At 33.5% G+C, this 26,597-nt stretch carries 27 protein-coding genes and 1 riboswitch; of the genes, 18 read left to right on the forward strand and 9 right to left on the reverse strand.

Features of this window, described 5'->3' with window-relative positions; all coding sequences use genetic code 11:
- The first annotated feature begins 12 nt into the window (after window positions 1-12).
- The 9 genes from P8V03_RS08600 (at window position 13) to cobU (ending at window position 9,375) form a co-directional block, all read left to right on the forward strand.
- Window positions 13-942 (forward strand): transketolase family protein, encoded by a 930-nt coding sequence (locus P8V03_RS08600; protein ID WP_428978969.1) that lies wholly within the window; start codon window positions 13-15, stop codon window positions 940-942.
- A gap of 34 nt (window positions 943-976) precedes the next feature.
- Entirely contained in the window at window positions 977-1,771 is a 795-nt protein-coding gene (locus P8V03_RS08605; RefSeq protein ID WP_318797875.1) for a 5-deoxy-glucuronate isomerase, read from the forward strand.
- 81 nt (window positions 1,772-1,852) lie between these two features.
- A complete protein-coding gene (gene iolD, locus P8V03_RS08610; RefSeq protein WP_318797876.1) occupies window positions 1,853-3,787 on the forward strand; it encodes a 3D-(3,5/4)-trihydroxycyclohexane-1,2-dione acylhydrolase (decyclizing) in 1,935 nt (644 codons plus the stop codon).
- Between the two features lie 21 nt (window positions 3,788-3,808).
- Window positions 3,809-4,705, forward strand: a complete 897-nt coding sequence (gene iolE, locus P8V03_RS08615; protein ID WP_318797877.1) for a myo-inosose-2 dehydratase — start codon at window positions 3,809-3,811, stop codon at window positions 4,703-4,705.
- Between the two features lie 74 nt (window positions 4,706-4,779).
- Entirely contained in the window at window positions 4,780-5,790 is a 1,011-nt protein-coding gene (gene iolG, locus P8V03_RS08620; RefSeq protein WP_261672918.1) for an inositol 2-dehydrogenase, read from the forward strand.
- An 88-nt stretch (window positions 5,791-5,878) separates the two neighbouring features.
- Window positions 5,879-7,126 carry a nickel-dependent malate racemase, LarAH6 family gene (larAH6, locus tag P8V03_RS08625; protein ID WP_318797878.1) on the forward strand — a complete coding sequence of 416 codons (1,248 nt, stop codon included), beginning with the start codon at window positions 5,879-5,881 and terminating at the stop codon, window positions 7,124-7,126.
- A gap of 215 nt (window positions 7,127-7,341) precedes the next feature.
- The gene (gene cobC, locus P8V03_RS08630) at window positions 7,342-7,929 is read left to right on the forward strand and encodes an alpha-ribazole phosphatase (protein ID WP_318797879.1); all 588 of its coding nucleotides are present in this window, start codon (window positions 7,342-7,344) and stop codon (window positions 7,927-7,929) included.
- A 49-nt stretch (window positions 7,930-7,978) separates the two neighbouring features.
- Window positions 7,979-8,728, forward strand: coding sequence for an adenosylcobinamide-GDP ribazoletransferase (gene cobS, locus P8V03_RS08635; protein ID WP_318797880.1), 750 nt, complete (start codon window positions 7,979-7,981; stop codon window positions 8,726-8,728).
- Window positions 8,729-8,826: 98 nt separating this feature from the next.
- Complete coding sequence (cobU, locus tag P8V03_RS08640) at window positions 8,827-9,375, forward strand: bifunctional adenosylcobinamide kinase/adenosylcobinamide-phosphate guanylyltransferase (RefSeq protein WP_261672914.1); 549 nt, start codon at window positions 8,827-8,829, stop codon at window positions 9,373-9,375.
- A 15-nt stretch (window positions 9,376-9,390) separates the two neighbouring features.
- Here cobU and P8V03_RS08645 read toward each other — a convergent pair whose 3' ends face one another.
- From P8V03_RS08645 to P8V03_RS08655, 3 genes are read right to left on the reverse strand one after another with little or no spacing between them, the layout of a single operon-like run.
- Window positions 9,391-10,212 carry a heme ABC transporter ATP-binding protein gene (locus P8V03_RS08645; protein ID WP_261672913.1) on the reverse strand — a complete coding sequence of 274 codons (822 nt, stop codon included), beginning with the start codon at window positions 10,210-10,212 and terminating at the stop codon, window positions 9,391-9,393.
- A gap of 3 nt (window positions 10,213-10,215) precedes the next feature.
- The gene (locus P8V03_RS08650; RefSeq protein ID WP_261672912.1) at window positions 10,216-11,265 is read right to left on the reverse strand and encodes a FecCD family ABC transporter permease; all 1,050 of its coding nucleotides are present in this window, start codon (window positions 11,263-11,265) and stop codon (window positions 10,216-10,218) included.
- A gap of 23 nt (window positions 11,266-11,288) precedes the next feature.
- Window positions 11,289-12,254: an ABC transporter substrate-binding protein gene (locus P8V03_RS08655; protein WP_318797881.1), complete on the reverse strand. Its 966-nt coding sequence runs from the start codon at window positions 12,252-12,254 to the stop codon at window positions 11,289-11,291.
- A 145-nt stretch (window positions 12,255-12,399) separates the two neighbouring features.
- A riboswitch (cobalamin riboswitch) is annotated at window positions 12,400-12,584 on the reverse strand.
- Between the two features lie 318 nt (window positions 12,585-12,902).
- Here P8V03_RS08655 and P8V03_RS08660 point away from each other — a divergent pair.
- The 3 genes from P8V03_RS08660 to nifJ all read left to right on the forward strand — a co-directional run bounded on the left by P8V03_RS08660 (window position 12,903) and on the right by nifJ (window position 18,189).
- On the forward strand, window positions 12,903-13,094 hold the full coding sequence (locus P8V03_RS08660) for a DUF1858 domain-containing protein (RefSeq protein ID WP_261672910.1): 192 nt from the start codon (window positions 12,903-12,905) through the stop codon (window positions 13,092-13,094).
- Window positions 13,095-13,319: 225 nt separating this feature from the next.
- The gene (locus P8V03_RS08665) at window positions 13,320-14,441 is read left to right on the forward strand and encodes a DUF362 domain-containing protein (RefSeq protein WP_261672909.1); all 1,122 of its coding nucleotides are present in this window, start codon (window positions 13,320-13,322) and stop codon (window positions 14,439-14,441) included.
- A gap of 220 nt (window positions 14,442-14,661) precedes the next feature.
- The gene (gene nifJ, locus P8V03_RS08670) at window positions 14,662-18,189 is read left to right on the forward strand and encodes a pyruvate:ferredoxin (flavodoxin) oxidoreductase (RefSeq protein ID WP_261672908.1); all 3,528 of its coding nucleotides are present in this window, start codon (window positions 14,662-14,664) and stop codon (window positions 18,187-18,189) included.
- A 173-nt stretch (window positions 18,190-18,362) separates the two neighbouring features.
- Here nifJ and P8V03_RS08675 read toward each other — a convergent pair whose 3' ends face one another.
- Window positions 18,363-18,530: a CDIF630_02480 family spore surface protein gene (locus P8V03_RS08675; protein WP_261672907.1), complete on the reverse strand. Its 168-nt coding sequence runs from the start codon at window positions 18,528-18,530 to the stop codon at window positions 18,363-18,365.
- Between the two features lie 171 nt (window positions 18,531-18,701).
- Between P8V03_RS08675 and P8V03_RS08680 the strand changes: the two genes are divergently transcribed.
- Entirely contained in the window at window positions 18,702-19,163 is a 462-nt protein-coding gene (locus tag P8V03_RS08680) for a DUF3189 family protein (protein WP_261672906.1), read from the forward strand.
- Between the two features lie 69 nt (window positions 19,164-19,232).
- On the opposite strand, the gene P8V03_RS08685 is transcribed toward P8V03_RS08680, so the two are convergent.
- Window positions 19,233-19,877 (reverse strand): undecaprenyl diphosphate synthase family protein, encoded by a 645-nt coding sequence (locus P8V03_RS08685; RefSeq protein ID WP_261672905.1) that lies wholly within the window; start codon window positions 19,875-19,877, stop codon window positions 19,233-19,235.
- Window positions 19,878-20,051: 174 nt separating this feature from the next.
- Between P8V03_RS08685 and P8V03_RS08690 the strand changes: the two genes are divergently transcribed.
- Together P8V03_RS08690 and rd are read left to right on the forward strand one after the other, a co-directional pair.
- Window positions 20,052-20,726, forward strand: coding sequence for a manganese catalase family protein (locus tag P8V03_RS08690; protein WP_261672904.1), 675 nt, complete (start codon window positions 20,052-20,054; stop codon window positions 20,724-20,726).
- Window positions 20,727-20,825: 99 nt separating this feature from the next.
- Window positions 20,826-20,987: a rubredoxin gene (rd, locus tag P8V03_RS08695; RefSeq protein WP_261672903.1), complete on the forward strand. Its 162-nt coding sequence runs from the start codon at window positions 20,826-20,828 to the stop codon at window positions 20,985-20,987.
- 130 nt (window positions 20,988-21,117) lie between these two features.
- Here the strand turns inward: rd and P8V03_RS08700 are convergent, their stop codons facing one another.
- Window positions 21,118-22,029: an alpha/beta fold hydrolase gene (locus tag P8V03_RS08700; protein ID WP_318797882.1), complete on the reverse strand. Its 912-nt coding sequence runs from the start codon at window positions 22,027-22,029 to the stop codon at window positions 21,118-21,120.
- A gap of 161 nt (window positions 22,030-22,190) precedes the next feature.
- Here P8V03_RS08700 and P8V03_RS08705 point away from each other — a divergent pair, with 161 nt between their 5' ends.
- The gene (locus P8V03_RS08705; protein ID WP_318797883.1) at window positions 22,191-22,754 is read left to right on the forward strand and encodes a hemerythrin domain-containing protein; all 564 of its coding nucleotides are present in this window, start codon (window positions 22,191-22,193) and stop codon (window positions 22,752-22,754) included.
- A gap of 112 nt (window positions 22,755-22,866) precedes the next feature.
- Here P8V03_RS08705 and P8V03_RS08710 read toward each other — a convergent pair whose 3' ends face one another.
- Window positions 22,867-23,511: a hypothetical protein gene (locus tag P8V03_RS08710; RefSeq protein ID WP_261672900.1), complete on the reverse strand. Its 645-nt coding sequence runs from the start codon at window positions 23,509-23,511 to the stop codon at window positions 22,867-22,869.
- Window positions 23,512-23,837: 326 nt separating this feature from the next.
- Here P8V03_RS08710 and P8V03_RS08715 point away from each other — a divergent pair, with 326 nt between their 5' ends.
- Window positions 23,838-24,038, forward strand: a complete 201-nt coding sequence (locus P8V03_RS08715) for a DUF1858 domain-containing protein (protein WP_261672899.1) — start codon at window positions 23,838-23,840, stop codon at window positions 24,036-24,038.
- Between the two features lie 197 nt (window positions 24,039-24,235).
- Window positions 24,236-24,787 carry a nitroreductase family protein gene (locus P8V03_RS08720; RefSeq protein ID WP_318797884.1) on the forward strand — a complete coding sequence of 184 codons (552 nt, stop codon included), beginning with the start codon at window positions 24,236-24,238 and terminating at the stop codon, window positions 24,785-24,787.
- Between the two features lie 77 nt (window positions 24,788-24,864).
- On the opposite strand, the gene P8V03_RS08725 is transcribed toward P8V03_RS08720, so the two are convergent.
- Both P8V03_RS08725 and greA read right to left on the reverse strand, forming a co-directional pair.
- Entirely contained in the window at window positions 24,865-25,713 is an 849-nt protein-coding gene (locus tag P8V03_RS08725; RefSeq protein WP_318797885.1) for a YitT family protein, read from the reverse strand.
- Window positions 25,714-25,962: 249 nt separating this feature from the next.
- Window positions 25,963-26,430 (reverse strand): transcription elongation factor GreA, encoded by a 468-nt coding sequence (gene greA / locus P8V03_RS08730; RefSeq protein ID WP_318797886.1) that lies wholly within the window; start codon window positions 26,428-26,430, stop codon window positions 25,963-25,965.
- Window positions 26,431-26,597: the final 167 nt, after the last annotated feature.

Here is a 26,597-nt window from a genome sequence, read left to right on the forward strand (position 1 = left end):
GAAGAAAAAGAAATGAGAACTATGTACTGTGAGACTCTTATGGAGTTGGCTGAAAAAGATGAGAATGTAGTTGTACTTGATGCTGATTTAATGAGTTCTATGGGAATGGTGTCTTTCCAGAAGAAATATCCTGAAAGAACCTTTAATGTTGGAATACAGGAAGCTAATATGATGGGAACAGCAGCAGGCATGTCTGCAGTGGGGCTGATTCCCTTTGCCCACAGCTTTGGTCCTTTTGCTACAAGAAGGTGCTTTGATCAAATATTTTTATCCTGTGGTTATGGAAAGTTAAATGTGAAAATAACCGGTAGTGATCCAGGAGTAACTGCTGCTTACAATGGAGGCACTCATATGCCTTTTGAGGATATGGGAATATTAAGAAACGTTCCTAATATAACCATTATTGAACCTGTAGATAGTACCATGCTTAAAGATATAATAGGACAGATTGCTTATAAATATGGTGTGTTTTATACAAGACTTCTGAGAAAAAGTGCCACAAAGATTTATGCAGAAGGATCTACCTTTGAAATCGGAAAGGCTATACCGCTAAGAGACGGCAAGGATGTAACAGTCTTTGCTACGGGCATAATGGTGGAAGAGGCCCTTAAAGCGGCTGAAGAGTTGGACAAAGAAGGAATTTCCGTAAGAGTTGAAAATATATTTACCTTAAAGCCTATAGACAAAGAAGCAATAATAAAATGCGCTGAGGAGACAGGAGCAATTGTAACTGCTGAAAATCACAGTATTCTTAACGGATTAGGTTCGGCAGTGGCGGAGGTTGTTGTAGAGAGTGTACCAGTACCTGTTGAAAGGGTAGGTGTAGAAGATAGATTTGGTCAAGTTGGACCGGTAGATTATTTAAAAGAAGAGTATGGACTTACCTACAACCACATAATTACAAAGGTTAGAAGAGTGCTAGAAAGAAAGTGTAGCAAATAGCTTATATTTAAAATTTATAGAGAGGTGACGTAAGGTGTTGAGAATTAGACAAAAGGAAGCTTTTAGTTATGGCTATAACTCTATAGCTGCAATTGATGAAAAAGAGCATAATACTATGATGGACTTTGGCATATTGAGAATTGCTAAAGGACAGGTAGAAATAGACAAAGACAGTAAAGAAAGGGCATTTCTTTTAATAAAAGGTGAAGTGGTTTTTGAATATAAAGAAAAAAAAGAAATAGCTGCAAGAAAATCTTGTTTTGATGAGGATCCATGGGTGCTTCATGTACCGAAGGATGTAGAGGTAAAAATTACTGGTCTTTCGGAAGATACGGAAATCTCTGTTACGAAAACCACTAATGACAAGGTATTTCAATCTAAATTATATACAAATAAAGAATGTAGAAGTGAAAATCGTGGAGCTGGAACAATGAAGGAGGCATCCACAAGAATTGTAAGAACTGTTTTTGATTATTCAAATGCAGATTATTCAAACCTAGTAGTAGGGGAAGTAGTAGATTATCCAGGAAAATGGTCGAGCTACCCTCCGCATTATCATCCACAGCCAGAGATATACTTCTATAAGTTTAACCCTGAAAATGGATATGGCTTCTCTGAACTAGGAGAGGACGTAGTAAAAATAAAAAATAATGATACTGTAAAAATATTAGATAACGCTACTCATCCTCAAACTACAGCACCAGGGTATGCAATGTACTACATCTGGGTTATAAGACACTTAGATGGAAACCCATATATAACTCCAACCTTTGTTCCTGAACATTTATGGGTTACAGAAAAGGACGCTAAAATTTGGCCGGATAAATAGAATTCAGTTAATAATATAAAGTGAATTTTAAAAAAATCAGCTTAAGTAATATACTCGTAAGAGTTTTTAAGAGGTGAAAATATGAAAACTATAAGACTTACAATGGCTCAGGCTCTTGTTAAGTTTCTTGATAACCAGTATATAGAGTTTGATGGCACTGTAACTAAATTTGTTAAGGGGATATTTACAGTCTTTGGACATGGAAATGTACTTGGACTAGGTCAAGCCTTAGAAGAAGATCCAGGAGACTTAATAGTTCATCAAGGTAGAAATGAGCAGGGAATGGCTCATGCAGCTATGGGGTTTGCAAAGCAAATGCACAGAAAGCAGATATATGCCTGCACCTCCTCCGTAGGACCAGGAGCAGCTAATATGGTGACAGCAGCAGCAACTGCAACTGCAAACAGAATTCCTGTACTTTTCTTACCGGGAGATGTATATGCAGCAAGGCAGCCAGACCCTGTATTGCAGCAGGTAGAGCATTTTCATAATTTAAATATAAGCACAAACGATGCCTTTAAAGCAGTAAGTAAGTACTGGGATAGAATAAGCAGACCGGAGCAGCTAATGACAGCAGCTATAAATGCTATGAGGGTGCTGACAAACCCTGCAGATACAGGAGCTGTTACATTAGCACTTCCACAGGATGTTCAGGGTGAAGCCTATGATTATCCAGAGTATTTCTTTAAAAAGAGAATTCACAGAATAGAAAGAAGGCCTGCAACAAAGGAAATGATTAAAGAGGCAGCAGAGCTAATTCTTAGGAAGAAAAAGCCTATACTAATCTGCGGTGGTGGGGTAAGGTATTCTGAAGCTGCAGAAGTATTTAAAGGTTTTGCAGAGAGATTTAACATTCCTTTTGGAGAAACACAGGCGGGAAAAAGTGCTGTTTTGTGGAGTGATAAATTAAATTTAGGAGGAATAGGAGCTACAGGAAACTTAGCAGCGAACACTATTGCTAAGGAGGCAGATCTTATAATAGGTGTTGGAACTAGATATACAGATTTTACAACCTCCTCTAAGTGGTTATTTCAAAATCCAGAGGTTGAATTTTTAAATATAAACATAGCTGAATTTGATTCCTATAAACTAGATGCAATTAAAGTTATTGCAGATGCTAAAGTAGCCTTGGAAGCTATAGGTGATGAATTAGGTAAGGTTGGATATAAATCATGCTATAAAGAGGAAATAAAAGAAGCTAAAGATAAGTGGCAGGCTGAATTAGATAGATTGTTTAATTTAGAATATACCGGTGAAACTTTTAAGCCGGAAGTGGCTGGTCACTTAGATCATGTACTAGAAGAGTTTGGAAAGAAAACAGGAGCTTATCTTACTCAAACTAAAGTATTAGGGATGCTAGATGAAATGCTGGATGATGACGCAATAGTGGTAGGTTCTTCAGGAAGTCTTCCAGGGGATCTGCAGAGGGTATGGAGACCAAAGACAGTTAACAGCTACCATATGGAATACGGTTATTCCTGTATGGGCTATGAAGTAAATGCAGCTTTAGGAGTTAAGATTGCAGCTCCAGAAAAAGAAGTGTATTCCCTATTAGGGGATGGTTCATATATGATGCTTCATTCAGAATTACCAACATCTATTCAGGAGAAAAAGAAAATAAATATTATAGTCTTTGACAACATGTCCTTTGGATGTATAAATAATTTGCAAATGGGTAAGGGCATGGGAAGCTTTGGAACTGAGTTTAGATTTAGAAATGAGGAAACAGGCAAGCTGGATGGTGATTTAGTTCCAATAGATTTTGCTATGAGTGCCACTGCCTATGGGTGCAAAACCTATAGGGTTAAAACTGTAGAAGAACTAAGGACAGCCATTGAGAATTCTAAAAAACAAACTGTATCCACCTTAATTGACATTAAGATACTACCAAAAACTATGACTCATGATTATGAATCCTGGTGGCGGGTAGGTATTGCAGAGGTATCCAATAAGGAAAGTATAAAGAAAGCCCGTGAAGAATTAGAAGAAGAAATGAAAAAAGCTAGAGAATATTAGGGAGATGGGTGGAGGAATAGTATGTTAGATAAAAATAAAGTAAGACTTGGGATAGCTCCTATAGCATGGACAAATGATGATATGCCTGAGCTTGGGAGAGAAAATACCTTTCAGCAATGTATAAGTGAAATGGCACTTGCAGGATTTACAGGAAGTGAGGTGGGGAATAAGTACCCTAGAGATATTCAAGTATTAAAAAAAGCTTTAGAACTAAGGGGTATAAGTATAGCCAGCGCTTGGTTTAGTTCCTTTTTAACTACTAAACCCTTTGAAGAAACTGCTGAAGCCTTTATAAAGCATAGAGATTTTCTAAAGGAAATGGGAGCAGAGGTAATTGTTGTAGCGGAACAGGGCCATAGTATTCAGGGAATGATAGATGTGCCTGTTATAAGTAGGAAGCCTCATTTTTCAGAGGAGGAATGGGTTAAGCTTGCAAGAGGCTTAGAGGAGCTTGGAAAACTTGCTAAAGAGCAAGATATGAATATTGTTTATCACCATCATATGGGTACAGGAGTACAGACTCTAGAAGAAATAGATAAGCTGATGGCAATGACAGACCCAGAGTTAGTTTATTTACTATTTGATACAGGGCATCTTACTTTTTCACAGGTAAATCCAGAGGTGGTTTTAAATAAGTATATAAATAGAATAAAACATGTACATTTAAAGGATATAAGAGAAGAAGTATTAGATAAAGTTTACAAGGAACAGATGAGCTTTCTTAATGCAGTTAAGCATGGAGTCTTTACTGTTCCAGGTGATGGAATGATTAGTTATGCCACTCTTTTTAAAATCTTAGACAAAAATAATTATGAAGGATGGTTTATTGTTGAGGCTGAACAAGACCCAGCCAAAGCGAATCCTTTAGAATATGCAATTAAGGCAAGAAAATTTATAAAAGAGCAAACTGGCTTATAGATAAAAGTACTGGGAGTTAATCCGAAAAAGATCTGATAAAAAATACCAGTAGCATTAGATGGGAGAGGTTAAAAATGTCAAATAACATTGTCCTTGGAATAATCGGTGCAGGAAGAATAGGAAAACTACATGGGGAGAATATAGTCAATAATTTTCCAGATATAAGGCTTAAGGCAATTGCTGATATATACGCAGATAAGATAATTGAATGGGCACAGGGAATAGGAATAGAAGAGGTTTATGAAGACTATAGGGATATATTAAAAGATCCTGAGATAAATACAGTTCTCATATGTTCTTCAACCAATACCCATTCAACTATAACTATAGAAGCTGCTGAAGCAGGAAAGCATATTTTTTGTGAAAAGCCTATAGATTTTGATCTTGAAAAGATAGTTGCTGCTCTCGATGCCGTTAAAAAGGCAGGAGTTAAGTTTCAGGTAGGTTTTAACAGGAGATTTGATCACAACTTTAGAAAGGTACATGAGCTTATAAAAGAAGGAAAAATAGGTGACCCTCATATCATTAAGGTTACTTCTAGAGACCCAGAGCCGCCACCAATTGAGTATGTTAAGGTTTCTGGTGGAATGTTCATGGATATGACTATCCACGATTTTGATATGGTACGATATCTATCTGGAAGTGAGGTAGAAGAGGTATATACAAATGCAGCAGTGCTTGTAGATCCTGCCATTGGGGAAGCTGGAGATGTAGATACAGCCTTAATTACACTAAAATTCAAAAATGGGGCTATAGGTGTTATAGATAACAGCAGGAGAGCTGCCTACGGATATGATCAAAGAGTTGAAGTATTCGGTTCTAAGGGAGGGGTAACGGTAAGTAATGATACTCCATCTTCAGCTGTCCTTAGCACTTCAGAAGGAGTGTTTGCTGATAAGCCTAAATATTTCTTCTTAGAAAGATATAAGGATTCCTTTGTGGAGGAACTAAGACAGTTCTTTAATGCAATCAAAAATGATACCAAAACTCCTGTTGAAGGCATAGATGGATTAAAGCCAATTATAATTGCAATGGCTGCAAGAAAGTCCTATGAAGAGAAAAGACCAATAAAAATAATAGAGTAATTCAAAAGTTAAATAAAACAGTAGATTAGCATAAAGTCCTTTATTCTAATTCTACTGTTTTTATTTAAAAATAAGGGGGAAATTGGGGATGGAATATAGTTTTGGATTTGGAAAGGGAAAGATGAACTTTGGCATAGATAGTGAAAATATTTTGGGCATATTAGAGCCTAACGAGGTAAAAATAGAGCTAACTGGTGCAGATGAGGTCAGAAGGGCGATGGAAAACCCTATTGCGTGCAGCAGATTAAAGAACATAGTAAAACCAGGAGAGAAAGTAGTAATAGTTACTAGTGATATAACCAGACCTATGCCAAGTAAAATAGTTCTACCTGTAGTAATAGAAGAACTAAATAGTGCTGGAATTAAGGATCAGGATATTACCATAGTATTTGCTCTTGGTAGTCATAGATCTCACACAGAGGAAGAAAAAAAATATTTAGTTGGTAAAGAGATATATGAAAAAATAAACTGCATAGACAGCAGTTCAACAGAGTTTGTGCATCTTGGAGTAACATCAGAGGGAACGCCGGTGGACATTAGTAAAATTGTTGTTAAAGCTGACAGAAGAATTTGCTTAGGAAATATAGAATATCATTATTTTGCAGGATACAGCGGAGGTGCCAAGGCCATAATGCCGGGAGTTTCAACAAGGGCAGCTATTCAGGCAAATCATAGCAAAATGGTGCATGAAAAAGCAACAACGGGGAATGTAAAAGATAATCCTGTAAGAATGGATATAGAAACTGTAGAAAAGTTTGTACCTATAGACTTTATAGTAAATGTAGTACTAGATAGTAACAAACAAATAATTAAAGCAGTAGCCGGTCACTATATAAAGGCTCATAGAGAAGGCTGTAAGTTTTTAGATAGTTTTTATAAGATAAGAATAAAAGAAAAAGCGGATATTGTTATCACAACACCGGGAGGATACCCTAAGGATTTAAACTTATATCAAGCCCAAAAAGCGTTGGACAACTCCAAGCATGCGGTAAAAGAAGGTGGGATAATAATATTAGTTGCCTCCTGCAAGGAAGGATTAGGAGAAAAGGTATTTGAGAACTGGATGTTAGAAGCAGAAAAACCTGAAGATATGATAGAACAAATAAAAAAGAATTTTCAATTAGGAGGTCATAAAGCAGCAGCAATTGCTATGATATTAAAAAGGTGTAAGGTATACCTAGTTTCTGAACTTGAAGAAGGATTTGTGAGAAGTATATTTATGGAGCCTTTTAGCGATGCACAAAGTGCTGTGGAAGCTGCTTTCAAAGAAACTGGGGAAGATTCTAAGGTAATTCTCATGCCTTTCGGAGGCTCAACCTTACCAAGTTTAGATTAAGTAGAAAAGGATAGGTTTAAAGAAATTTAAAAGTTACAGGCTATAGGTTAGTGTAGTCTGTAACTTTTATTTTAAGAGTATTTGTTGTAGAGTAGGATATTTTACACTATAGAGGATTAGGATGAAGTGAAAAATTTTACTAATTGTATTATAATGTAAGGGGTGTAGAAGTAGTATTTAGTTTTAATAAATTAAATAATTGGGGGAGAAATTAAATGAATTTATATTTTGTAAGACATGGGGAAACTAAGGAAAATCAGGGCGGAAGTTACTATGGAAGCCTTGATGTAGAACTTACAGAGCAGGGTATATTACAATCACATAGAGCAGAAGAGATACTAAGAGATATAAACTTTAAAACAGTATATATCAGTGAAAAAAAGAGAGCAGAGCAAACAGCTGATATTTTATTGAAAAATAAGCATTGCAATTTAATCAGAGATAGTAGAATAAATGAAACAAACTTTGGAGAGTTTGAAGGAAAAGCTTATGATAAAATAAAAGAGCTGTACCCTGCAGAATGGAAGCTCTGGTGTGAAAATTGGAGGGACTTTGCACCACCAGGGGGAGAGAGTTATTTACAGGTTTATGGTAGAGTTAAAAGCTTCATGGATGACATTTTAAAGCTTGATGAAGAAAATATTCTAATCGTAACTCACGGTGGAGTTATAAGGTCTATTTATTGTTACATATTAGGAGGCAACTTAGACTTCTTCTGGAGTTTTGGCTCTAAGAATTGTGATATAACTTTAATAAAATATGAGTATGGAAACCTATTTATAGATAGTATAACTCATGTGTAAGTTTTTTAAATCAAAAGACAAGCTTAAAAAATGATGGGGGAAACAAAAAATGAAAAGAATAATACAAAATCTATTATTAATGGTTCAATTTTTAACCAGAATTCCAGTTAACCTAAATTTACCTTGTGAGAAAGAAGATTTTAAAAGAGGAGCTATATTTCTTCCTGTAGTTGGATTTATAATAGGAGCTATTCAATGGGGTATATATGAGCTCTTTATAAGGATTTTACCATTAGAACCTACTATTGTAATAATACTGTTAGCTGGAATCATAGTAACAGGAGCGCTACATTTAGATGGGGTAGGAGATACCTGTGATGGTTTTTTCGCCTTTAAAGGCAATGATAGAATAATTGAGATAATGAAGGACAGTAGAATAGGAAGCTATGCTTGTATTTCAGTAATATTTGACTTGCTCTTTAAGTATGCTTTATTCTCATCAATAGCTCCAAGTTTTCCTATAGGAATTATAGTTGTACCTATTATATCAAGATTCACCACGGTTTTTATAATTACTATAGGTAAAAATGCTAAAAAGACGGGATCTGGCAACCTTTTTGTGGAGAATGTTGGAAAGCTTCAACTTTTTATCAGCTTTTTATTAACTACAGGAATTTTAATCTTAATGATGAATGCTATACATGTAATAATACTACTATTTGCTGGAGTGGTTTTCACTGCAATATTTAATGAGTTTTCTAAGAGTAAAATTGGGGGAATTACAGGAGATATTTTAGGAGCAAATAACGAATTGGTGGAAATACTAACATTAATTTTAATAGCAGTTATTTTAAGATAGTTACATATTCAATAGAAAATTAAGAGGATAAAAGCAGACTAAGAAATATAATAAAATGGTCTTGCAATTATTAAATAGTATTATAAGGAGATATGGACATGGGAAAGATAATCTTGGTTACTGGCGGCAGCAGAAGTGGAAAAAGTACCTTTGCAGAAAAGTTATTAGAGAACAAAAATGATGTGTTATATATTGCAACGGCTATAGTAACAGACAAGGAAATGGAAAAAAGAATTGAAAAGCACAAAAAACAGAGAAATCAAAAATGGGCAACCTATGAAGGCTTTAAAAATTTAGCGGAAGTTATAAAAAAAGATAGCCATAAATATATAATGATTGAATGTATAGGCACTATGGTAACAAACTTTATGTTTGACAAAGAGTACAACTTTGATACTATGTCACAGGAAGATATATCAGAGCTTAGTAAGAAGATAAAATCAGAGGTAGAAACACTGCTTTTAGCGGCAAAGGACAGTGACAAAGAAGTAGTTATTGTTACTAACGAAGTAGGTTGGAGTTTAGTGCCTGAATATAGACTTGGAAGAATATTTAGTGATATTTTAGGACATGTAAATCAATATATAGGAAGCTTCAGTGATGAAGCGTATTTGGTGGCCTGTGGGTTTCCTTTAAAGTTAAAGTAATAAGAAGGAGTTATACTATGTTGCGTATAACTCCTTCTTATTTTCTAAAGATTTGCTTATTGGGATAATATGTGGTCTTCCATTTGAAGGATTTTTTAATAAATGTACATCCATATTATAAACTTCTTTTATATTTTTTTTAGTTATTACTTCTTCAGGAGACCCTTGAGAAATAATTCTACCTTTGCTCATTAACAGTATTTCATCACTGTATTGAGCAGCTAGATTCAAATCATGAAGTACAGTTATGATGGTAATGTCTCTATTTAGAAACTTGATAGTATCTAGCAATTCTACCTGATGATATAAATCAAGGTGAGAAATTGGTTCATCTAACAGAATTATTTTTGTATCTTGAGCAAGTGCTCTAGCTATTAAAACTCTCTGCTGTTCGCCTCCACTTAGGGAGGAAATATTTTTTTCTCTTAACTGCCAGGTATTGGTCATCTCCATTGCATTTTTTACTAATTCCATATCCTTGTCATTTTCTGATTGAAGTCTGGATATGTATGGTGATCTTCCCATTAAAACTATATCCAAAGCAGAAAAGTCAAAGTCTAAAATAGTATTTTGAGGAACAGTGGAGACTTTTTTAGCTAACTCTTTATTTTTGTAACTTATAATATCTTTGTCCTCAATTAATATAGAATTCTTTTTAGGCTCTAAAATTTTAGATAAGTTCTTTATAAAAGTAGTTTTACCAGAGCCGTTAGGACCTATAATACTATAAAACTTATTTTCTTTAAAATTGATATTTATATCCTGAAGAATTTTCTTGTCTTCATAGCTATAATCTAGATTTTGAACCTGTACTGAATAAGCCTTAGGTTTAGTCACCTATTACACCTTCCTTTTATTTTTTATTAAAAGATAGATAAAGTAAGGGGCCCCAATTACTGAGGTAATAGCTCCTACGGGGATTTCAGCGGGTGATGCTAAAGTTCTAGCTAAAGTATCTGATAGTATCATAAACAGAGCTCCACCTACAGCTGAAAATGGAATTAGAATTCTATGATCAGGTCCTAAGAGTATTCTTATTATGTGAGGTATTATTAAACCTACAAAGCCTATAACTCCGCTAACAGATACGCAGGCTGCAACAACTAAAGAAGATATAATTAGCGTTATTTTCTTCAAGTTTTCAACTTCAATGCCTAAACTTTTTGCAGTTTCATCGCCAGTGAGCATTATATTTAGGTCTCTTGAAAAAATCATAAAAATTAATAAGCCTATAATTACAAATATAGAGAGCATTATAACTTGATTCCAACTTGCAGTTGAAACACTTCCCATAGTCCAAAATATTATTTTTTCAATGCTTTCACGATTAAATACCATTAGTAAGGATATTAGCGAAGACAAAAGAAAGCTTACAGATATACCAGAAAGCAATAAGGTATTTATAGGAACTTTATTACCAACTTTAGCAATGCTATATACTATTATAGTGGTTATAATTGCACCAGCAAAAGCCAGAAGGGTAGTAATGCCCAGTCCGCTGAAAGAGTTATCCATACCTGTAACTATTGCTAATGCAGCACCAAGAGCAGAGCCTGAGGATACACCTAATACATAAGGATCTGCCATTGGGTTTTTAAACATTGCCTGAAATGCCGCACCTACAATAGATAATCCCATGCCCACAATACCGGATAGTATAATACGGGGCAATCTTATGTTAAGTATTATTACAGTATGAGTAGATGAAAAGCTATCTACTGAAATCAAGTTACTTATAAAGGGAATGTTATGTAAAATAATTTGTAGAGATTCTAAAAAGGATATATTTGCAGTACCTAAGGTACTGCAAAGAATTGAAGAAGCAAAAAGTATAATAATTAATAATGTAAGATAAAGTTTGTAGTGTTTATTATTTGTTGATGATACCATAATAAAGCCTCTCATCGATAAAATTATTTAAATGCTTCTGGATGTATTATCTTAGCTAGCTGCTCGAAGCCTTCTGCCAGTCTAGGACCTTGTCTTTCTAAAATATCAGGGTTAATATCAAATAATTTATTATTTTTTACAGCTGTTAAGTCTTTATATCCGTTAGTATTTTTAATTCCAGTCTTAATATCATCAGGACTTCCTGCGATATAAGTAGAGCAAACTAAAATATCAGGATTTTTTTCTATGAGTTTTTCCAGGCTGTAAGCCCATCCTTCAGCATCATCAGCAGCATTTTTACCGCCAGCCATACTTATCATTTTGCTGATAAAGGTATTTTTTCCTGCAGTAAAATCTCCATCTTTACCATAGGATATAACGTAATATACGCTAGGAGTATTTTTACCAGTAACTTTTTCTTTAACTTCAGCAATCTTCTTTTCCATATTAGTTACAATTTCAGCTGCCTTTTCATTAGCATTTGCGATTTGTCCTACTTTTTTTATTGTAGTATAAGTTCCTTCAAAGCTTTCATCGCCTTGGATTATAACAACCTTAACATTTAAAGCTTCTAATTTTTCTACTGCTTCCTTTGGAAAGATTGATGAAGCGATAAGAATATCTGGCTTTAGCTCTACTATTTTTTCTATATTAGGATTTTGAATTCCTCCGATAGATTGAATACTTTTAGTTTCTTGAGGAAAATTACAAAAATCAGTCCTTCCAACTAGCTTATCCTTTTCACCTAAAGCAAATAATGTTTCTGTAATATTAGGTGCGCCTGAAACTATCCTTTGAGGTTCTTTGTCTATTTTTACATCTCTTCCATAGAAGTCTTTGAAGGTTAGTGGGTAAGAGGTAATTTTAGAGTTGTTATTACTAGAACCATTACTATTTTCTGAAGAGGAACTTTTATTTGAACAAGCACTTAGAGATATAACAAAAATGGAGCAAATTAGAAACGTAACAATCTTTTTAAAGTTTATCATATGTCATCCTCCTGAAATAAATTAAAAATTCTATCAGACAGAAATATACTACCTGAATATAATTATCTTAATAATAAAACCGCTATCAGCTAGATAACGGTTTACAAACAAAACTATTTGTTCACCAGCTTATCCACGTAAGCATGCTCAGTGAAAAATTTAGGCAGGTCTCCTGGCTCTGATTCATCGCATATTGATGCCTTCCCTGTTACCAAGTGACATAATATCAATATACTCCTCATTACAGTGGCGGGACCGCACGAGGCTTTAACTCGTTTCCCTTTTAAACTTATGATTTGCTCCATAAGTACCTAAATCCATATTATTTACTTTTAACTGAATTATAACATTGGGTTAAGTAATTATCAATAATATTTTACCAGCACCAATACTTTAATTCCTTGACGAAAGTTATAGAGTAATGTAATATCAAAATTAGGCAATAGAAAATATGGTAATTATAGAAAAAAGTTATAAAGCTTGATATATAAAATAATTAACATTAAACTTATATTAGGTAACAAAAATGTAACTAATAGACTTTAAAGTGCTATCTTGAATTTATTATAAAATAAAAATATAATAAATTTATAGTTAAAGTATATAATAAAAATGTTCTTATAAAAATGGTAAAGAGAGGTATATGCTATGGAAAAAGTAACAAAGGACATGACAATAGGAGAAATAATCAGAATGAACCCTAGATACGCAGAAGTTCTAATGACATTTGGAATGGGATGTGTAGGATGCCCAGCATCTCAAGCTGAAACTTTAGAGCAGGCTGCTCAAGTTCATGGTTTAGAGTTAGATAACTTATTAAGAGCTCTAAATGCACTATAGTAACAGTATTTAATTTCAGAAGAGTACTAACCTCCATTATTATTGATGGAGGTTTTATTTATTTCTATAGTTTTTTGCATTTAAAGTCATACTGGTTTACACATTGTTACTATATTACATAAAAGTAACTACTTGAATATAACTACATTAATATTTAGTATTTTAATTGTGGTATTTTCTAGAAATAAAAGAAGCTATTATAAAATATAAAGGGGATGACTATCTATGACAAGTAATGTATACTTTGCTAATCTTAGAGCTAGAAGTGAAAAAGAAAATAAAATAACTAAAATTCAAAGATTATTTGATAGAGCAGGATTTTCAAAGCTTTTAAATGAAGGGGACTTAACAGCGATTAAAATTCACTTTGGGGAATTAGGAAATGATTCTTTTATAAGTCCTGTTTATGTTAGACAAGTTGTTAACAAAATAAAAGAAAGTAAGGCTAAGCCATACCTTACAGATACAAACACATTATACTCTGGAAGCAGACATAATGCAGTAGACCATTTAGAAACTGCAGTAATGCATGGTTTTGACTACGCTGTGACAGGGGCTCCAGTAGTTATTGCTGATGGAATCTTAGGGGAAGATGTTAAAGAGATAGAAATTAATAAAAAGCATTTTAAAAATGCTAAAATAGCAGGGGGAATAACCGCTGCAGACAGTATGATTGTTATGTCTCACTTTAAAGGACATGAAATGGCTGGTTTTGGCGGTTCAATTAAGAATTTAGCTATGGGTTGTGCTCCAGCGTCAGGAAAAAGAGAACAACACTCTACAAGACCTTTTGTAAATGCTGATAATTGTGTAGGTTGTGAAAAGTGTGCAAAGGTATGCCCTCAAGCAGCTGCAATTATTGAAAATAAAAAATCTTATATAGATAGACAAAAGTGCATAGGCTGTGGTGAGTGTATGACAGTATGTTCTGTAAAAGCTATTGAATTGAACTGGGATGTGGAAATGAAAGAGTTCACAGAGAAACTTACCGAGTATGCTTATGGAGCGGTGAAAGGCAAGGAGGGCAAGGTAGGATATATTAATTTCCTTATAAACATAACACCAGACTGTGATTGCGTTCCATGGAGTGACGCACCTATAGTTTCTGATATAGGGATTCTTGCATCTGAAGATCCTATAGCCCTTGATCAAGCATGCTTAGATTTAGTAAACAAGGCAAAGGCGTTAAATAACTCATTATTAGAAAATGAACATCATCATCATGATGAAAATTGTGAGCATGATAAGTTTAAGTCAATGAGAAGCAATACCTGTGGAGATATTCAACTATCTTATGGAGAAGAATTAGGATTAGGAAGCAGAGAATATAATTTAATAGAAATATAATCTTAGCAAATAAGAATTGGGAGTGAAGTGAACTTTTTACCACTCCCAATTCTTATTTTTATGAAAAGTATTATCAGAAAGCATTTAACCCCAAATTTAATGTTAAGTAATAAAAATAATAAAATTCTAGTTTTTATGTATGATAATTTTTCTATTTCAAATAATAAGTTAGAGAAAAATCTGAACTTTAAATTTAGTAACCGCTAGGAGGGTTAATCTTATGGCTAAAGTTATGAAAACTATGGATGGAAATCAGGCAGCAACCTATGCATCCTATGCATTTACAGATGTTGCAGCCATATTCCCCATTACTCCATCAACCCCAATGGGAGAATTAGCTGATGACTGGTCCGCTCATGGCAAGAAGAATTTGTTTGGGCAGACAGTTAGAGTTTCAGAATTACAGTCAGAAGCAGGTGCTTCTGGAGCAGTGCATGGTTCTATTATAGCAGGAGCTCTAACTACCACTTATACAGCATCACAAGGATTGCTATTAATGATTCCTAATATGTATAAGATGGCTGGAGAACTTCTTCCAGCAGTTTTCCACGTAAGTGCTCGTGCTATTGCAACCCACGCACTATCAATATTTGGAGATCACCAAGACGTAATGGCTACTAGGCAAACTGGTTTTGCATTATTAGCTTCATCAAGTGTGCAGGAGGTTATGGATATTGCCCCTATAGCTCATCTTGCTGCTATTAAATCAAGAGTACCATTTTTACATTTCTTCGATGGATTTAGAACTTCTCATGAATATCAAAAAATAGAGGTTATAGATTATGAGGATTTAGGCAAGTTAGTAGATTATGATGCCATAAAGGAGTTTAGGGATAGAGCATTAAATCCAGAACGCCCAACTGTAGCAGGAACTGCACAAAATCCAGATATATACTTCCAAGGAAGAGAGTCATCAAATAGATTTTTTGATGCTGTTCCTGATGTAGTAGAAAATTATATGAGAGAAATAGAAAAAATTACAGGAAGAGTATATCATCCTTTTGACTACTATGGAGCAGAGAATGCAGAATACATAATTGTAGCAATGGGATCAGTATGTGATACCATAGATGAAACAATAGATTATCTTATGAAAAAGGGAGAGAAAGTAGGACGTATTAAAGTACATTTATACAGACCTTTCTCACCAAAATATTTCTTTGATGTTTTGCCTAAAAGTGTAAAGAAAATATCTGTTTTAGATAGAACAAAGGAGCCGGGATCAGTAGGAGAGCCATTATATCTTGATGTAACCAACCTATTCTATAATAGAGAAGATAAGCCTGTAATTGTAGGCGGAAGATATGGATTAGGTTCTAAGGATACAAGACCATCACAAATACTTTCAGTATTTGATAACTTGAAAAAAGATAACCCTAAGAATGGGTTTACTATTGGTATAGTAGATGATGTTACAAACACTTCACTGAAAGAAGAAGAAATTATAGATACTACACCGGAAGGAACAATAAGCTGTAGATTCTGGGGCTTAGGTTCTGACGGTACAGTAGGGGCTAATAAATCTGCTATTAAGATAATTGGAGATAACACAAATCTCTATGCTCAAGCATATTTTTCCTACGATAGTAAAAAATCAGGAGGAAGTACTGTTTCACATTTAAGATTTGGAAAGCAGCCAATAAAATCTCCTTATTTAGTTTATGATGCAGACTATGTGGCATGCCATAATAAATCTTTTGTATATCAATTCGATTTAGTAAAGGGACTTAAAAAGGGTGGAATATTTGTATTAAACTGTCCATGGACTGAAAAAGAATTAGAGGAAAAGCTTCCAGGAACCTTTAAGAAATATATTGCTGAAAATAATATTAATTTCTATACTGTAGATGCTGTGAAAATTGCTAGTGAAATAGGTTTAGGCGGAAGAATTAATATGATAATGCAAACTGCCTTCTTTAAATTAGCAAATGTAATTCCTATTGAAGATGCTATTAGATATCTAAAGGATTCCATTGAAAAGACCTATGGAAAGAAAGGTCCAAAAATAGTAGATATGAATAAGGCAGCAGTAGATAGGGCAATAGAGGCTCTTGTAAAAGTGAAAGTGCCAGATTCATGGAAAAATGCTGAGGATAGGGAAGTTGTAGGTGAAATCAAAAATGAATTCGTTAGAAATATTCAAAAACCTATGGCTAGAGCTGAAGGTGATGAGCTTCCAGTAAGTGCTTTCAAAGGAATGGAAGATGGAAGACATCCAATGGGAACTACTGCTTATGAAAAGAGAGGTATTGCAGTAATGTTGCCTCAGTGGCAACCGGAAAAATGTATTCAGTGTAACCAATGCGCCTACGTATGTCCACATGCTACTATAAGAGCCTTCTTATTAGATGAGGAAGAAATGAAAAATGCACCGGAAGGATTTGTAACTAAGAAAGCTATAGGAAAGGGGTTAGAGGGCTTAGGCTTCCGTATTCAAGTAGCTCCATTAGATTGTACAGGATGCGGAAACTGTGCAGACGTATGTCCTGCTCCAGGAAAGGCTCTAGTTATGCAGACTGCAGAACAGGAAATAGAAGCTCAGGCAGATAATTGGGAATATGTAAGCAGCAAAGTTACCAATAAAGATAATTTAATGGATAAGAAGACTTTAAAAGGAAGTCAATTTGCTAGACCTCTATTAGAGTTCAACGGAGCATGTCCAGGATGCGGTGAAACACCTTATATAAGATTACTTACTCAGCTATTTGGCGATAGAATGATGATAGCTAATGCTACTGGATGCTCCTCTATCTGGGGTGCAAGTTCTCCATCAATAGCATATACTGTAAATGCTGAAGGAAAGGGGCCATCTTGGGCTAACTCTCTATTCGAGGATAATGCAGAGTTTGGATATGGAATGTACTTAGCTGTCGGTCAAATGAGAAATAGAATAGCGGATTTAATGAGGCAGTACATGGATGGCGACGCAAAGGATAACATTAGGGAAGCTTTTGATGAATGGCTTAAGTGTAAGGAAGATGGAGAGGCATCTGCATCAGCTTCTACTAGAGTTATAGAGGCCCTACAATCTGAAAACTACAATGTTAATCCAATACTAAAAGAAATAATGGAGAAAAAGGATTTCTTAATTAAAAAGTCTCACTGGTTAATAGGTGGAGATGGTTGGGCTTACGATATAGGATACGGCGGACTAGACCATGTTCTTGCCTCTGGTGAAGATGTAAATATCTTTGTAATGGATACAGAGATATACTCAAATACTGGAGGACAGTCATCTAAGGCTACTCCAACTGCAGCAGTAGCAAAATTTGCAGCTTCAGGTAAAAAGGTAAGAAAGAAAGATTTAGGACTTATGGCTATGACTTATGGATATGTATACGTTGCTCAAATTGCTATGGGAGCAAATATGAATCATACAATGAAGGCAATACTTGAAGCAGAGAAGTACAAAGGACCATCATTAATAATAGCTTATGCTCCATGTATCAGTCACGGTATAAAATCAGGCATGGGAACTAGTCAAAGACAAGAAAAGAAGGCTGTAGAGTCAGGATATTGGCATTTATACAGATATAATCCAGTACTAAAAGAGGAAGGAAAAAATCCATTTGTCCTTGATTCTAAAGAGCCAACTGCTCCATTTAGAGAGTTTATAAATAGCGAAATAAGATACAGCTCATTAGCAACTGTATTCCCTGATATTGCAGAAGAAATGTTTACAACTGCTGAAAAGCACGCTAAGGATAAGTATCAAACTTATAGAAGATTGGCTGATATGCAGTACTAGTTTTAAAAGTTAATAAAATGTAGAAAAATAAGCATTATGTGAGAAAATAAATCATATAATGCTTATTTTAATTATACCAATACAATTATGTTTCAGTATCTTGTAGGTAATTTAAGCTTAAATATAAAAGTCCTTCAATGAACAGAAGGACTTTTAAAAAATCACTACAAGATTTATTTTTGATTATCATCAACATAGTCTTTTGCATTTCTCACTTCGTTATCACTAGGTATAGTAACATTTGAAACAGGCTTTGTTTCTTCAATATTTGCCCAAGAAGCAGTTTCATGTCTTTCTATAGGTGTTTCAAAAGAACAACTTTTAATTGTTTTTTTAGTCATTTATAACACTCCTTATTATCATTATTTTTACTTATCTTTCATCTAATAGTATTTTCAAAGTTTGCTAAAGCTATAAGTAAAATAATTAATAATATTTAATAGTTGTATGAGATATACAGTTGATTTTTGTAAAATAATATTACTAAATCTTAGTTAAGGGGGTCATTGTAAATGATAGTAATTTACCATGATGTTGGAGGAACACATTCTACTGCCACGGCAGCAAATATTCATATAAACAACTTACCTGTAGATAGAATACCAAATAAGAGTGAACTATTAGCATTACCGACCTTTGATAAAATACATAAGAATCAGCTAGGACACATGATATATATCGGAAAGGATGAATTTGGGAGCAAGGTATATACTGTAGGCCGTAAATATAGTCCTGAGCTATTGATACCAGCTATAAAAGATATTTTTAATATAGCAGGAGGAGAAGAAGAACTAAAAATAGTTGATACGCACCCAACGGTAAACATGTGGATGAAGATTGGAGGTTTTACTTCTAGGAAATTGGGTATAGTAAGCATAGGAAGGCCTATAGTAACCTACGGAACATTAAAAGCCTATAACAGTATTGCTGAAATAGTTAAGGGAGTAAAGAGCTCGATAAAAAAGGGCAAATAGTATAGGATAGAAAAAGCAGGTATGGTTTTGATTCTACCTGCTGAAAACTTACCTTAGTTATGTAAGGGATTAACCCCCTAATGTAACATCCTGTTTATCATACCATTTCAGAGCGTCATATATATGTGAAGGCTTAAAGTCTGGCCAATAATCATCTATTATGTAGAAATCAGAGTACACAGACTGTACTGGTAGAAAACCACTAAGTCTTCTTCTTCCTCCCCATCTTACTATCAAGTCTACTCTGGTTATATCCGACGATTTTAAGGTGCCCATTATATATTTTCTATTGGTAGTCTCTAAATCCATCACATCACTTAAATCCCACTCCCAGCCATAGTTAACTAAAAAGTTTACTTTCATAGATCCGTCGCCAAAAGTCTTTCTTTCGGTGAAAGGCAGTAGTTCTTTAGGAAACATAGGTGAGTCAGTATTTCCAACAACTAAGAGAGAAGCATCCTCTTTTGCAAGTATTTTAACTGCCTCTATACATGCTATTGTAAAGGCTCTAGTTTGAACTGAGGGACGTTTAGTATTGTCAGTAGTAAAACCATAATAGGTTAACTCCTTTACGCCGAGTCCTTTACAAATTTTAAAAAGTTCTAATCCGGGGTTTAATCCAGGGCCATAACCCTGTTCTTTATTTAAGCCATTTTTTACGGCCCAACGTCTATTTCCGTCTGGTATAATTCCAATATGATTTGGAATTCTCATATCAAGACACCTCCTCTAAATACAGCACTAATCACAGTATTACCATTAGTTAGAAAAATTATTCCAGTAATCACCAAGAGATAAATAGATAAGACTAATTAGGTTTAGGAAATCTTTACTAGCTATAATTAAGGTGACTTATTTAAATAATATTTGTATGGAGGTGTTATATTAATGTTTAAACACGATAAAAGCTTATTGCAAGATGTTAAAGTTGAAAGAGTAAACCCACAATATGCAGTATTACTGCAGGAACAACTAGGCGGTGCCAATGGTGAATTAAAGGCTGCCCTTCAATATATGTCTCAAAGCTTTAGAATAAAAGACCCAGCTATAAAGGATTTATTCTTAGATATAGCTGCAGAGGAAATGAGCCACATGGAGATGGTAGCACAAACTATTAATCTTCTTAATGGGCATGAAGTAAATGCTAGCCAAGTATCCGCAGGTAATATTGAAGCTCATGTACTTAGTGGCTTATCACCTATGTTAATAAACTCATCCGGTGATCCATGGACAGCACATTACGTAAATGTAACTGGAGATATCACGGCAGACTTACTATCAGATATTGCAGCAGAACAAAGAGCAAAGGTGGTTTACGAGTACTTATACCGTCAGATAAATGATAAGGAAGTAAGAAAAACTATAGATTTCTTACTAAATCGTGAAGAAGCACATAATGCTTTATTTAGAGAAGCTTTAAATAAAATGAAAAATGAAGCATCAAATAAGGATTTTGGAGTAACAGAAGATTCAAGACTATACTTTGATTTATCAACACCAGGAAAATTCTTTGAAAATCCAAATCCAACACCACCAAGCTTTGCAGAGCCAAGGAGGAATTAAGGGTTTATTTTAATCTCTGAATAATATAAATGGCGATTACATAAACTTTTACAGTATTACTTTTAGATCAAAATAACTATGTTAAAAGGAGAGATTTTTATGACAAAATATTTATGTATTGCATGTGGATATATTTATGATCCAGAAGTAGGAGACCCAGATAACGGTGTAGAACCAGGCACATCCTTTGAAGATGTACCAGATGATTGGGTATGTCCATTATGTGGAGTAGGTAAGGATCAGTTTGAGCCAACAGATTAGAATTGCTATTTTAAAAAAGTAAATAAAAAATATAATATTAATTATTTAAAGGCTCTTTATAATCTAAAGTAAAGAGCCTTTAAGCAGTTTTTTATAAGTATAGGTAGAATTAATGAATATCTTGATGATACTAGAGATATTTTTGTAAAGAGGATATAAAAGGTTCCAGTTTCTCTACAAAGGGTATGTGCCCGCAGTTGTCTATAACTAGCAATTTACTGTTTTTAATCTTTCTATTTAATGATTCACCTTGTTTTAAAGGGACTATTCTATCATCCCTACCCCAAATTATAAGGGTATCTGTGTCTATAAGCGGAATTTTATCTTTTATCAGCATTCTATCTCCTTGTATACCGAACTTATATAAGGTTTTAATAGGTATCCGAAGAAGGATGGAATATATTCTATCAAATAATTTTTTATCAAAGTTTTTTTGGTCATAGAAGCCTAGCCTAAAGCAGAATTTTAAAAAATAATAGTTTCTAAAGGAAATTTTCAATAGAAAAATCCCCAAAAAGCTGAACTTTTTCATAAAGTTAGGAAGCTTAAGTATGTCTGTACAACCAGTAGCATCTATTAAAATTAATTTAGTTATATTTTCAGGGTGATAGTATGACATATTTAAGGCAACTTCGCCTCCCATTGAATGACCCATTAAAGCAAATTTATCAAAGCCCTGGGATACCATGAATTTCACTGCTAGTTCTGCCATGTTTTTTCTAGTATAGGTCAAGTTTAGATGTTTATCGGAAAATCCGAAGCCAATCAGATCTAGAGCAAAGATAGTATAGTTTTTTGAGAGAATATTAATTAACTTATCAAACATTAATAAGGAATTAATAAAGCCGTGTACAAGAAGTAAAGGCTTACCTTTACCTTTTTTAACATAGTTTATTCTTATTCCATTAATGTAAATATAATTAATCTGCTGTATCTCATCCGCATGCTGTCCCAGGAATTGGTTGTTAATGGTAATGACCATGATAATATAGGATACAAGGGCTATAACTATTAGTAAAACCAATAACATATATTGAGCCAAATATATCACCATCTTTTAATATAATATAAGTCTAGTTGACCCAAAACTAAGGATAAATATTCGTTAACTTTAGATTAAAGTAATTAATCTACTTACAGTAGAGATTTATTTTATAGCATATAAGAGAAAAAAAAGGAAAAACTATAATGGGAGGGATTGATATGGATGCTATAGATTTAATGAAAGAAGAACATAAAAATATAAAAAGAGGATTAGCTGTTATTAGAAAAATGTGTATATCTATAATAGAGACTGGTGAAGTAGCTCAGGATGATTTCTATGAAATGATTGATTTTATAAGAAACTATGCTGACAAACATCATCATAATAAAGAAGAATCTATTCTTTTTAAGAGAATGGAAGAGGTAATAGGAGATATGGTAAAGGCGCCTCTTTCAGGGATGCTTGTTGAGCATGATTTAGGAAGACTTTTTACCACAAACCTTGAAGAGGCCTTAAAGAGAGTTAAAGAAGGAGATAAGGATTCAAGGGTAGATGTTATTGCAAATGCAGTAGGCTATACAGACTTACTTAATAGACATATAGAAAAAGAAGATAAGGCAATATATTCCTTTGCAAGAAGAGCTTTAAGTCCAGAAATACTGGAGGAAGTAAATAGTGAAGCAGGTGAAGTGGAGAAAATAGGGGAGGGAAAAAATACACAAGGCAATTACATGAGAATGTTAGATGAGTTAGAATCTAAGTGGAGTAAAAAAGGCTCCTAAAGACAGTGATATTTTTTAATACTGAAGAAATTGTACCATAAAGAATAGAAGTTTAATTCACTTATTAAAGCATAATTTAAAGCCGGAGAGGTACTATCATCCGGCTCAATAATTATTTTCTTACAATTTCAAAAGTAGATTCATTACGATTTGCATTATAAACAAAGTTATCATTAGCATCTTCTACGAAGGATTTAATCCAAGCATCTCTTAATTCATAGAAAAAGCTTATATCTCCACTTACAGCATCCCAATAACCTCTATGAAGACACATTTCATTTTTCCATTCTAACTTGTCTTCAGTATTTACAGTTGTAACATTAACTCTGTCACAAGGCATTCCTTCTAAGATATAGTTATTTAAGGCCTGGTAAAGTTCAGGAGCACTATTAACTTCATATTTTGCAGCTGCATCCCTGCCGCATTCACTACCCTGGCTAGAATAATGGTTAAGAGCTATATTTTTAACCTCTTCACCATGCTTATTTGTTAACTCAGTAAGTAATGCTGCCTGTCTTGTTTCAGCAATAGATATCTTGTTTTGAAGCCATCCATGAATATTTGAAACATCAATTAACTCTTCAATAGGCTTATCTTCTAAAGGGTGACCATGTCTTTCTTGTATTTGATTATATAAAGCTTCTACATCCTTGCCGTATTTTTCTGTATAGTTTTTTACTAAACCTGCCTCTAAGTTTTCATATAATCTTATTTTGTTAAATAACCAAGTATGAATTGGTGCTAAAAATCTACTCATAATTATGTTCTCCTCTCTTTTTTACTTAACTATAAGCTTTGTTTTTCTTATTTTATGAAATTCATTATACTATTAAACATTTATTTTTTCTGTAACAGAAGTTACCGATTATTTAATTTATTTCTAGTAAAATTAAGAGACGGATAAAAACTTTAGGTTTTAGATGATTACTATTTTCTAGTTTTAATTATTAAAAAATATTTTGCATTGGTAACACAGGTTACAGAAAATAGGAATCAAATCTATTAAAATAAAACTATAAGTAGTACATAAGAGAAATTAAAAATTATGATATAAGGTGTTTTTAAATATAAGGAGGGTTATAAATGAAAATAACAGGTAGTACATTAATAGGTGAAGTTTTAAGAATGAGCGATAAAGCAGCTGAGATATTAATGAATCATGGAATGGGATGTGTAGGATGCCCATCTTCACAAGCAGAATCAATTGAACAAGCAGTAGCAATTCATGGAATAAGCTTAGATGCTTTATTGGCAGATTTAAACAAGGAAATCTTAGGAGAGTAACCATAGGAAAATTTAAAATAAATGTTTAATAAAACCCTGTTGGGGATATATCTAAATAGGATATATCCCCAACAGGGTTTTAATTTATGATGCAGCTTAGGTGTAAGTAATAGAATTATGGTTATTGATATAATGGAATGATTAGGTTATACTTTTAAAAGTATATTAAGGTTATAGAATAGAGGAGGCTTTTGTAAATGAACGCAATAGTTGAAAACATCAAAAATAGAAGAAGTATTAGAAGATATCTACCAGAGCAGATAAGGGATGAGGAGCTAAATACCATAATAGAGGCAGGTATCTATGCACCTACTGCTCATAACGAACAGCCATGGCATTTTACTGTTATACAGAATAAAGAATTGCTTGATCATATCAGTATAACAACTAAAGGCTTTATGACTAATTGTGGTGTAGATTGGATAGAGAAGATGGGAACCAATGAAAAGCTTCACCTTTTTTACAATGCACCTACAGTTATCATTGTTTCAGGAAAAAAGGAGGCCTATTCATCATTAACAGATTGCTCAGCAGCAATTGAAAACATGATGCTTGCAGCTGAAAGTTTAAATATAGGTTCCTGCTGGATTGGTCTTGTAAGCTTCTTTTTTGAACAGGAAGAAGAAATGAAAAAACTAAACATACCGGAAGGATACACTCCTTATTATGCTGTTACCTTTGGATATAAGCAGGTGAGACCAACTAGAATTCCAGAAAGAAATAGAGACGTAGTAACCTACATAAAGTAGATTTAAAATTATATATAAAATCTTTTTAACAATAAAAAAGGAGCAGAATAAAAACTGCTCCTTTAAGTTTATAAAAACTAAGCCATTTCAGCAAAACCTTCACCAAGGACTTCATTTACTTCATTTACTGTAATAAAAGCTCTGCTATCGATGTTTCCTATATAATCCTTTAACTTTAGAAATTGCTTTCTATCAACTACGGTAGTTATAACTTCGCTCTCATCATTTTTATAAGCACCTTTTGCGTAGTATATAGTAGCACTTCTATCTAATTCCTGCATTATATAATTTTTGATAACTTCTCCTTCTTTGCTGATTATTGCTACCTGTTTATAAGTGTTAAGGCTTGCAATAACCTTGTCTATAACTGTAGAAGTAACAATAACACCTAATATTGCATAAAGACCTTTATCTACTCCCAATATTGCTGTAGCAGCCATAGTAATGACAATATCCGCAGCTAAAAGGGATTTACCTATGCTTACTTTAAAGTATTTATTTATTATTTTAGCAATTATGTCTGTTCCGCCTGTTGAAGCATTTTGATTAAATACAATAGCCATACCTAAGCCGCATATCAATATGCCAAAGATTAGCTGAACTAAAATATCATTACTTAATGGTTTAACATTAGGATGTACCTTTTCTAATAGTAAAACCATTCCAGAGATTGAAAAACTACAAAAAATAGTTCTTCCGCCGAAAACAGGACCAATTACTATAATTCCAATTGTAAATAATATAATCTCCATAACCATCATTAATCCACCTATTGGTAATTGAGGGAAGATGCTATTAATAATTATTGCAGCTCCACTTATTCCACCAGCAGCAATTTTGTTTGGAGCAAGAAAGAAATAGGTACCAATTGCAACTAATAATCCACCAAGTAAAATTAAAAAATAACTCCTTAAGTTTTTCATCATATAACATTCCTCCTTATTATATTTATTCATTAAAAAAGAGCATATGAATCCAAGAGAATAATCTCATCAGATTTATATGCTCTCATTACACACACAATAATAGGCCATTATGTGTGAATGTCTTTTCAAAAATTAAATATAACTTCATATATAAATATGTTACCACATGGAGTATTTACCTGTCAATAGCTTTAATTCTATTATGTTTGATTATTAACTTTTATCAGACTACTTGTATGAAATTATGTACTAGTCTAATATCTTTATAACTTCTACATCGTACTCTCCGTCTGGTGAAGCTACTGTTCTCTTTTGACCTACCTTTAATTTATATAGCGTACTTCCTAAAGGAGACTCGATGCTTATTTTCATGTTTTTAGCGTCTGCTTCAACAGAACTTACTAATGTAACTTCTTCTTCATCATCTATATCATAAAACTTAACTACTGCAGTTTTGTTTATACCAAAGACATCTGCTTCCTCTGAGTCCTCTATTATAACTGCATTTTTTAACTGCTCTTCTAACTCCATTATTCTAGTTTCATTCATGGACTGATCATCCTTAGCAGCAGAATAATCGGCATTCTCACTTAAGTCACCTTGAGCACGAGCATGTTTTAAAGCAGTTTTAATTTCTACCCTTTTAACTGTTTTTAAGTATTCTAACTCTTCTTCTAGTTTTTTCTTGCCAGCTTCTGTTAACATTACATTTTTCATAAAAACCACCTACAATCTTATATTTTAAACTTTTATAGTATATGTCATTTTTCGCTACTACATAATTATAATATTACTAAGCAAATAACACAATAAAATAGCTAAAAGTTGTATCTTTTAGCAGGCTAGTTTTAAGTAGTAATTTATTATTATATAAATTAATTATA

The organism is Clostridium tanneri (assembly GCF_033659955.1).
GTDB lineage: Bacteria > Bacillota > Clostridia > Clostridiales > Clostridiaceae > Clostridium_AM > Clostridium_AM tanneri.

Excerpts from the sequence above, each read along its gene's own strand:
- P8V03_RS08600 (WP_428978969.1), top strand. The coding sequence starts at position 13 with ATGAGAACTATGTACTGTGAGACTCTTATGGAGTTGGCTGAAAAAGAT.
- P8V03_RS08710 (WP_261672900.1), bottom strand. The coding sequence starts at position 23,511 with ATGAGTAGATTTTTAGCACCAATTCATACTTGGTTATTTAACAAAATA.
- P8V03_RS08685 (WP_261672905.1), bottom strand. The coding sequence starts at position 19,877 with ATGAGAATTCCAAATCATATTGGAATTATACCAGACGGAAATAGACGT.
- P8V03_RS08705 (WP_318797883.1), top strand. The coding sequence starts at position 22,191 with ATGGATGCTATAGATTTAATGAAAGAAGAACATAAAAATATAAAAAGA.
- rd (WP_261672903.1), top strand. The coding sequence starts at position 20,826 with ATGACAAAATATTTATGTATTGCATGTGGATATATTTATGATCCAGAA.
- P8V03_RS08690 (WP_261672904.1), top strand. The coding sequence starts at position 20,052 with ATGTTTAAACACGATAAAAGCTTATTGCAAGATGTTAAAGTTGAAAGA.
- P8V03_RS08650 (WP_261672912.1), bottom strand. The coding sequence starts at position 11,265 with ATGGTATCATCAACAAATAATAAACACTACAAACTTTATCTTACATTA.
- P8V03_RS08680 (WP_261672906.1), top strand. The coding sequence starts at position 18,702 with ATGATAGTAATTTACCATGATGTTGGAGGAACACATTCTACTGCCACG.
- iolG (WP_261672918.1), top strand. The coding sequence starts at position 4,780 with ATGTCAAATAACATTGTCCTTGGAATAATCGGTGCAGGAAGAATAGGA.
- P8V03_RS08725 (WP_318797885.1), bottom strand. The coding sequence starts at position 25,713 with ATGATGAAAAACTTAAGGAGTTATTTTTTAATTTTACTTGGTGGATTA.
- larAH6 (WP_318797878.1), top strand. The coding sequence starts at position 5,879 with ATGGAATATAGTTTTGGATTTGGAAAGGGAAAGATGAACTTTGGCATA.
- P8V03_RS08665 (WP_261672909.1), top strand. The coding sequence starts at position 13,320 with ATGACAAGTAATGTATACTTTGCTAATCTTAGAGCTAGAAGTGAAAAA.
- P8V03_RS08715 (WP_261672899.1), top strand. The coding sequence starts at position 23,838 with ATGAAAATAACAGGTAGTACATTAATAGGTGAAGTTTTAAGAATGAGC.
- nifJ (WP_261672908.1), top strand. The coding sequence starts at position 14,662 with ATGGCTAAAGTTATGAAAACTATGGATGGAAATCAGGCAGCAACCTAT.
- iolE (WP_318797877.1), top strand. The coding sequence starts at position 3,809 with ATGTTAGATAAAAATAAAGTAAGACTTGGGATAGCTCCTATAGCATGG.
- cobS (WP_318797880.1), top strand. The coding sequence starts at position 7,979 with ATGAAAAGAATAATACAAAATCTATTATTAATGGTTCAATTTTTAACC.
- greA (WP_318797886.1), bottom strand. The coding sequence starts at position 26,430 with ATGAAAAATGTAATGTTAACAGAAGCTGGCAAGAAAAAACTAGAAGAA.
- P8V03_RS08675 (WP_261672907.1), bottom strand. The coding sequence starts at position 18,530 with ATGACTAAAAAAACAATTAAAAGTTGTTCTTTTGAAACACCTATAGAA.
- cobU (WP_261672914.1), top strand. The coding sequence starts at position 8,827 with ATGGGAAAGATAATCTTGGTTACTGGCGGCAGCAGAAGTGGAAAAAGT.
- iolD (WP_318797876.1), top strand. The coding sequence starts at position 1,853 with ATGAAAACTATAAGACTTACAATGGCTCAGGCTCTTGTTAAGTTTCTT.
- P8V03_RS08720 (WP_318797884.1), top strand. The coding sequence starts at position 24,236 with ATGAACGCAATAGTTGAAAACATCAAAAATAGAAGAAGTATTAGAAGA.
- P8V03_RS08660 (WP_261672910.1), top strand. The coding sequence starts at position 12,903 with ATGGAAAAAGTAACAAAGGACATGACAATAGGAGAAATAATCAGAATG.
- P8V03_RS08655 (WP_318797881.1), bottom strand. The coding sequence starts at position 12,254 with ATGATAAACTTTAAAAAGATTGTTACGTTTCTAATTTGCTCCATTTTT.
- cobC (WP_318797879.1), top strand. The coding sequence starts at position 7,342 with ATGAATTTATATTTTGTAAGACATGGGGAAACTAAGGAAAATCAGGGC.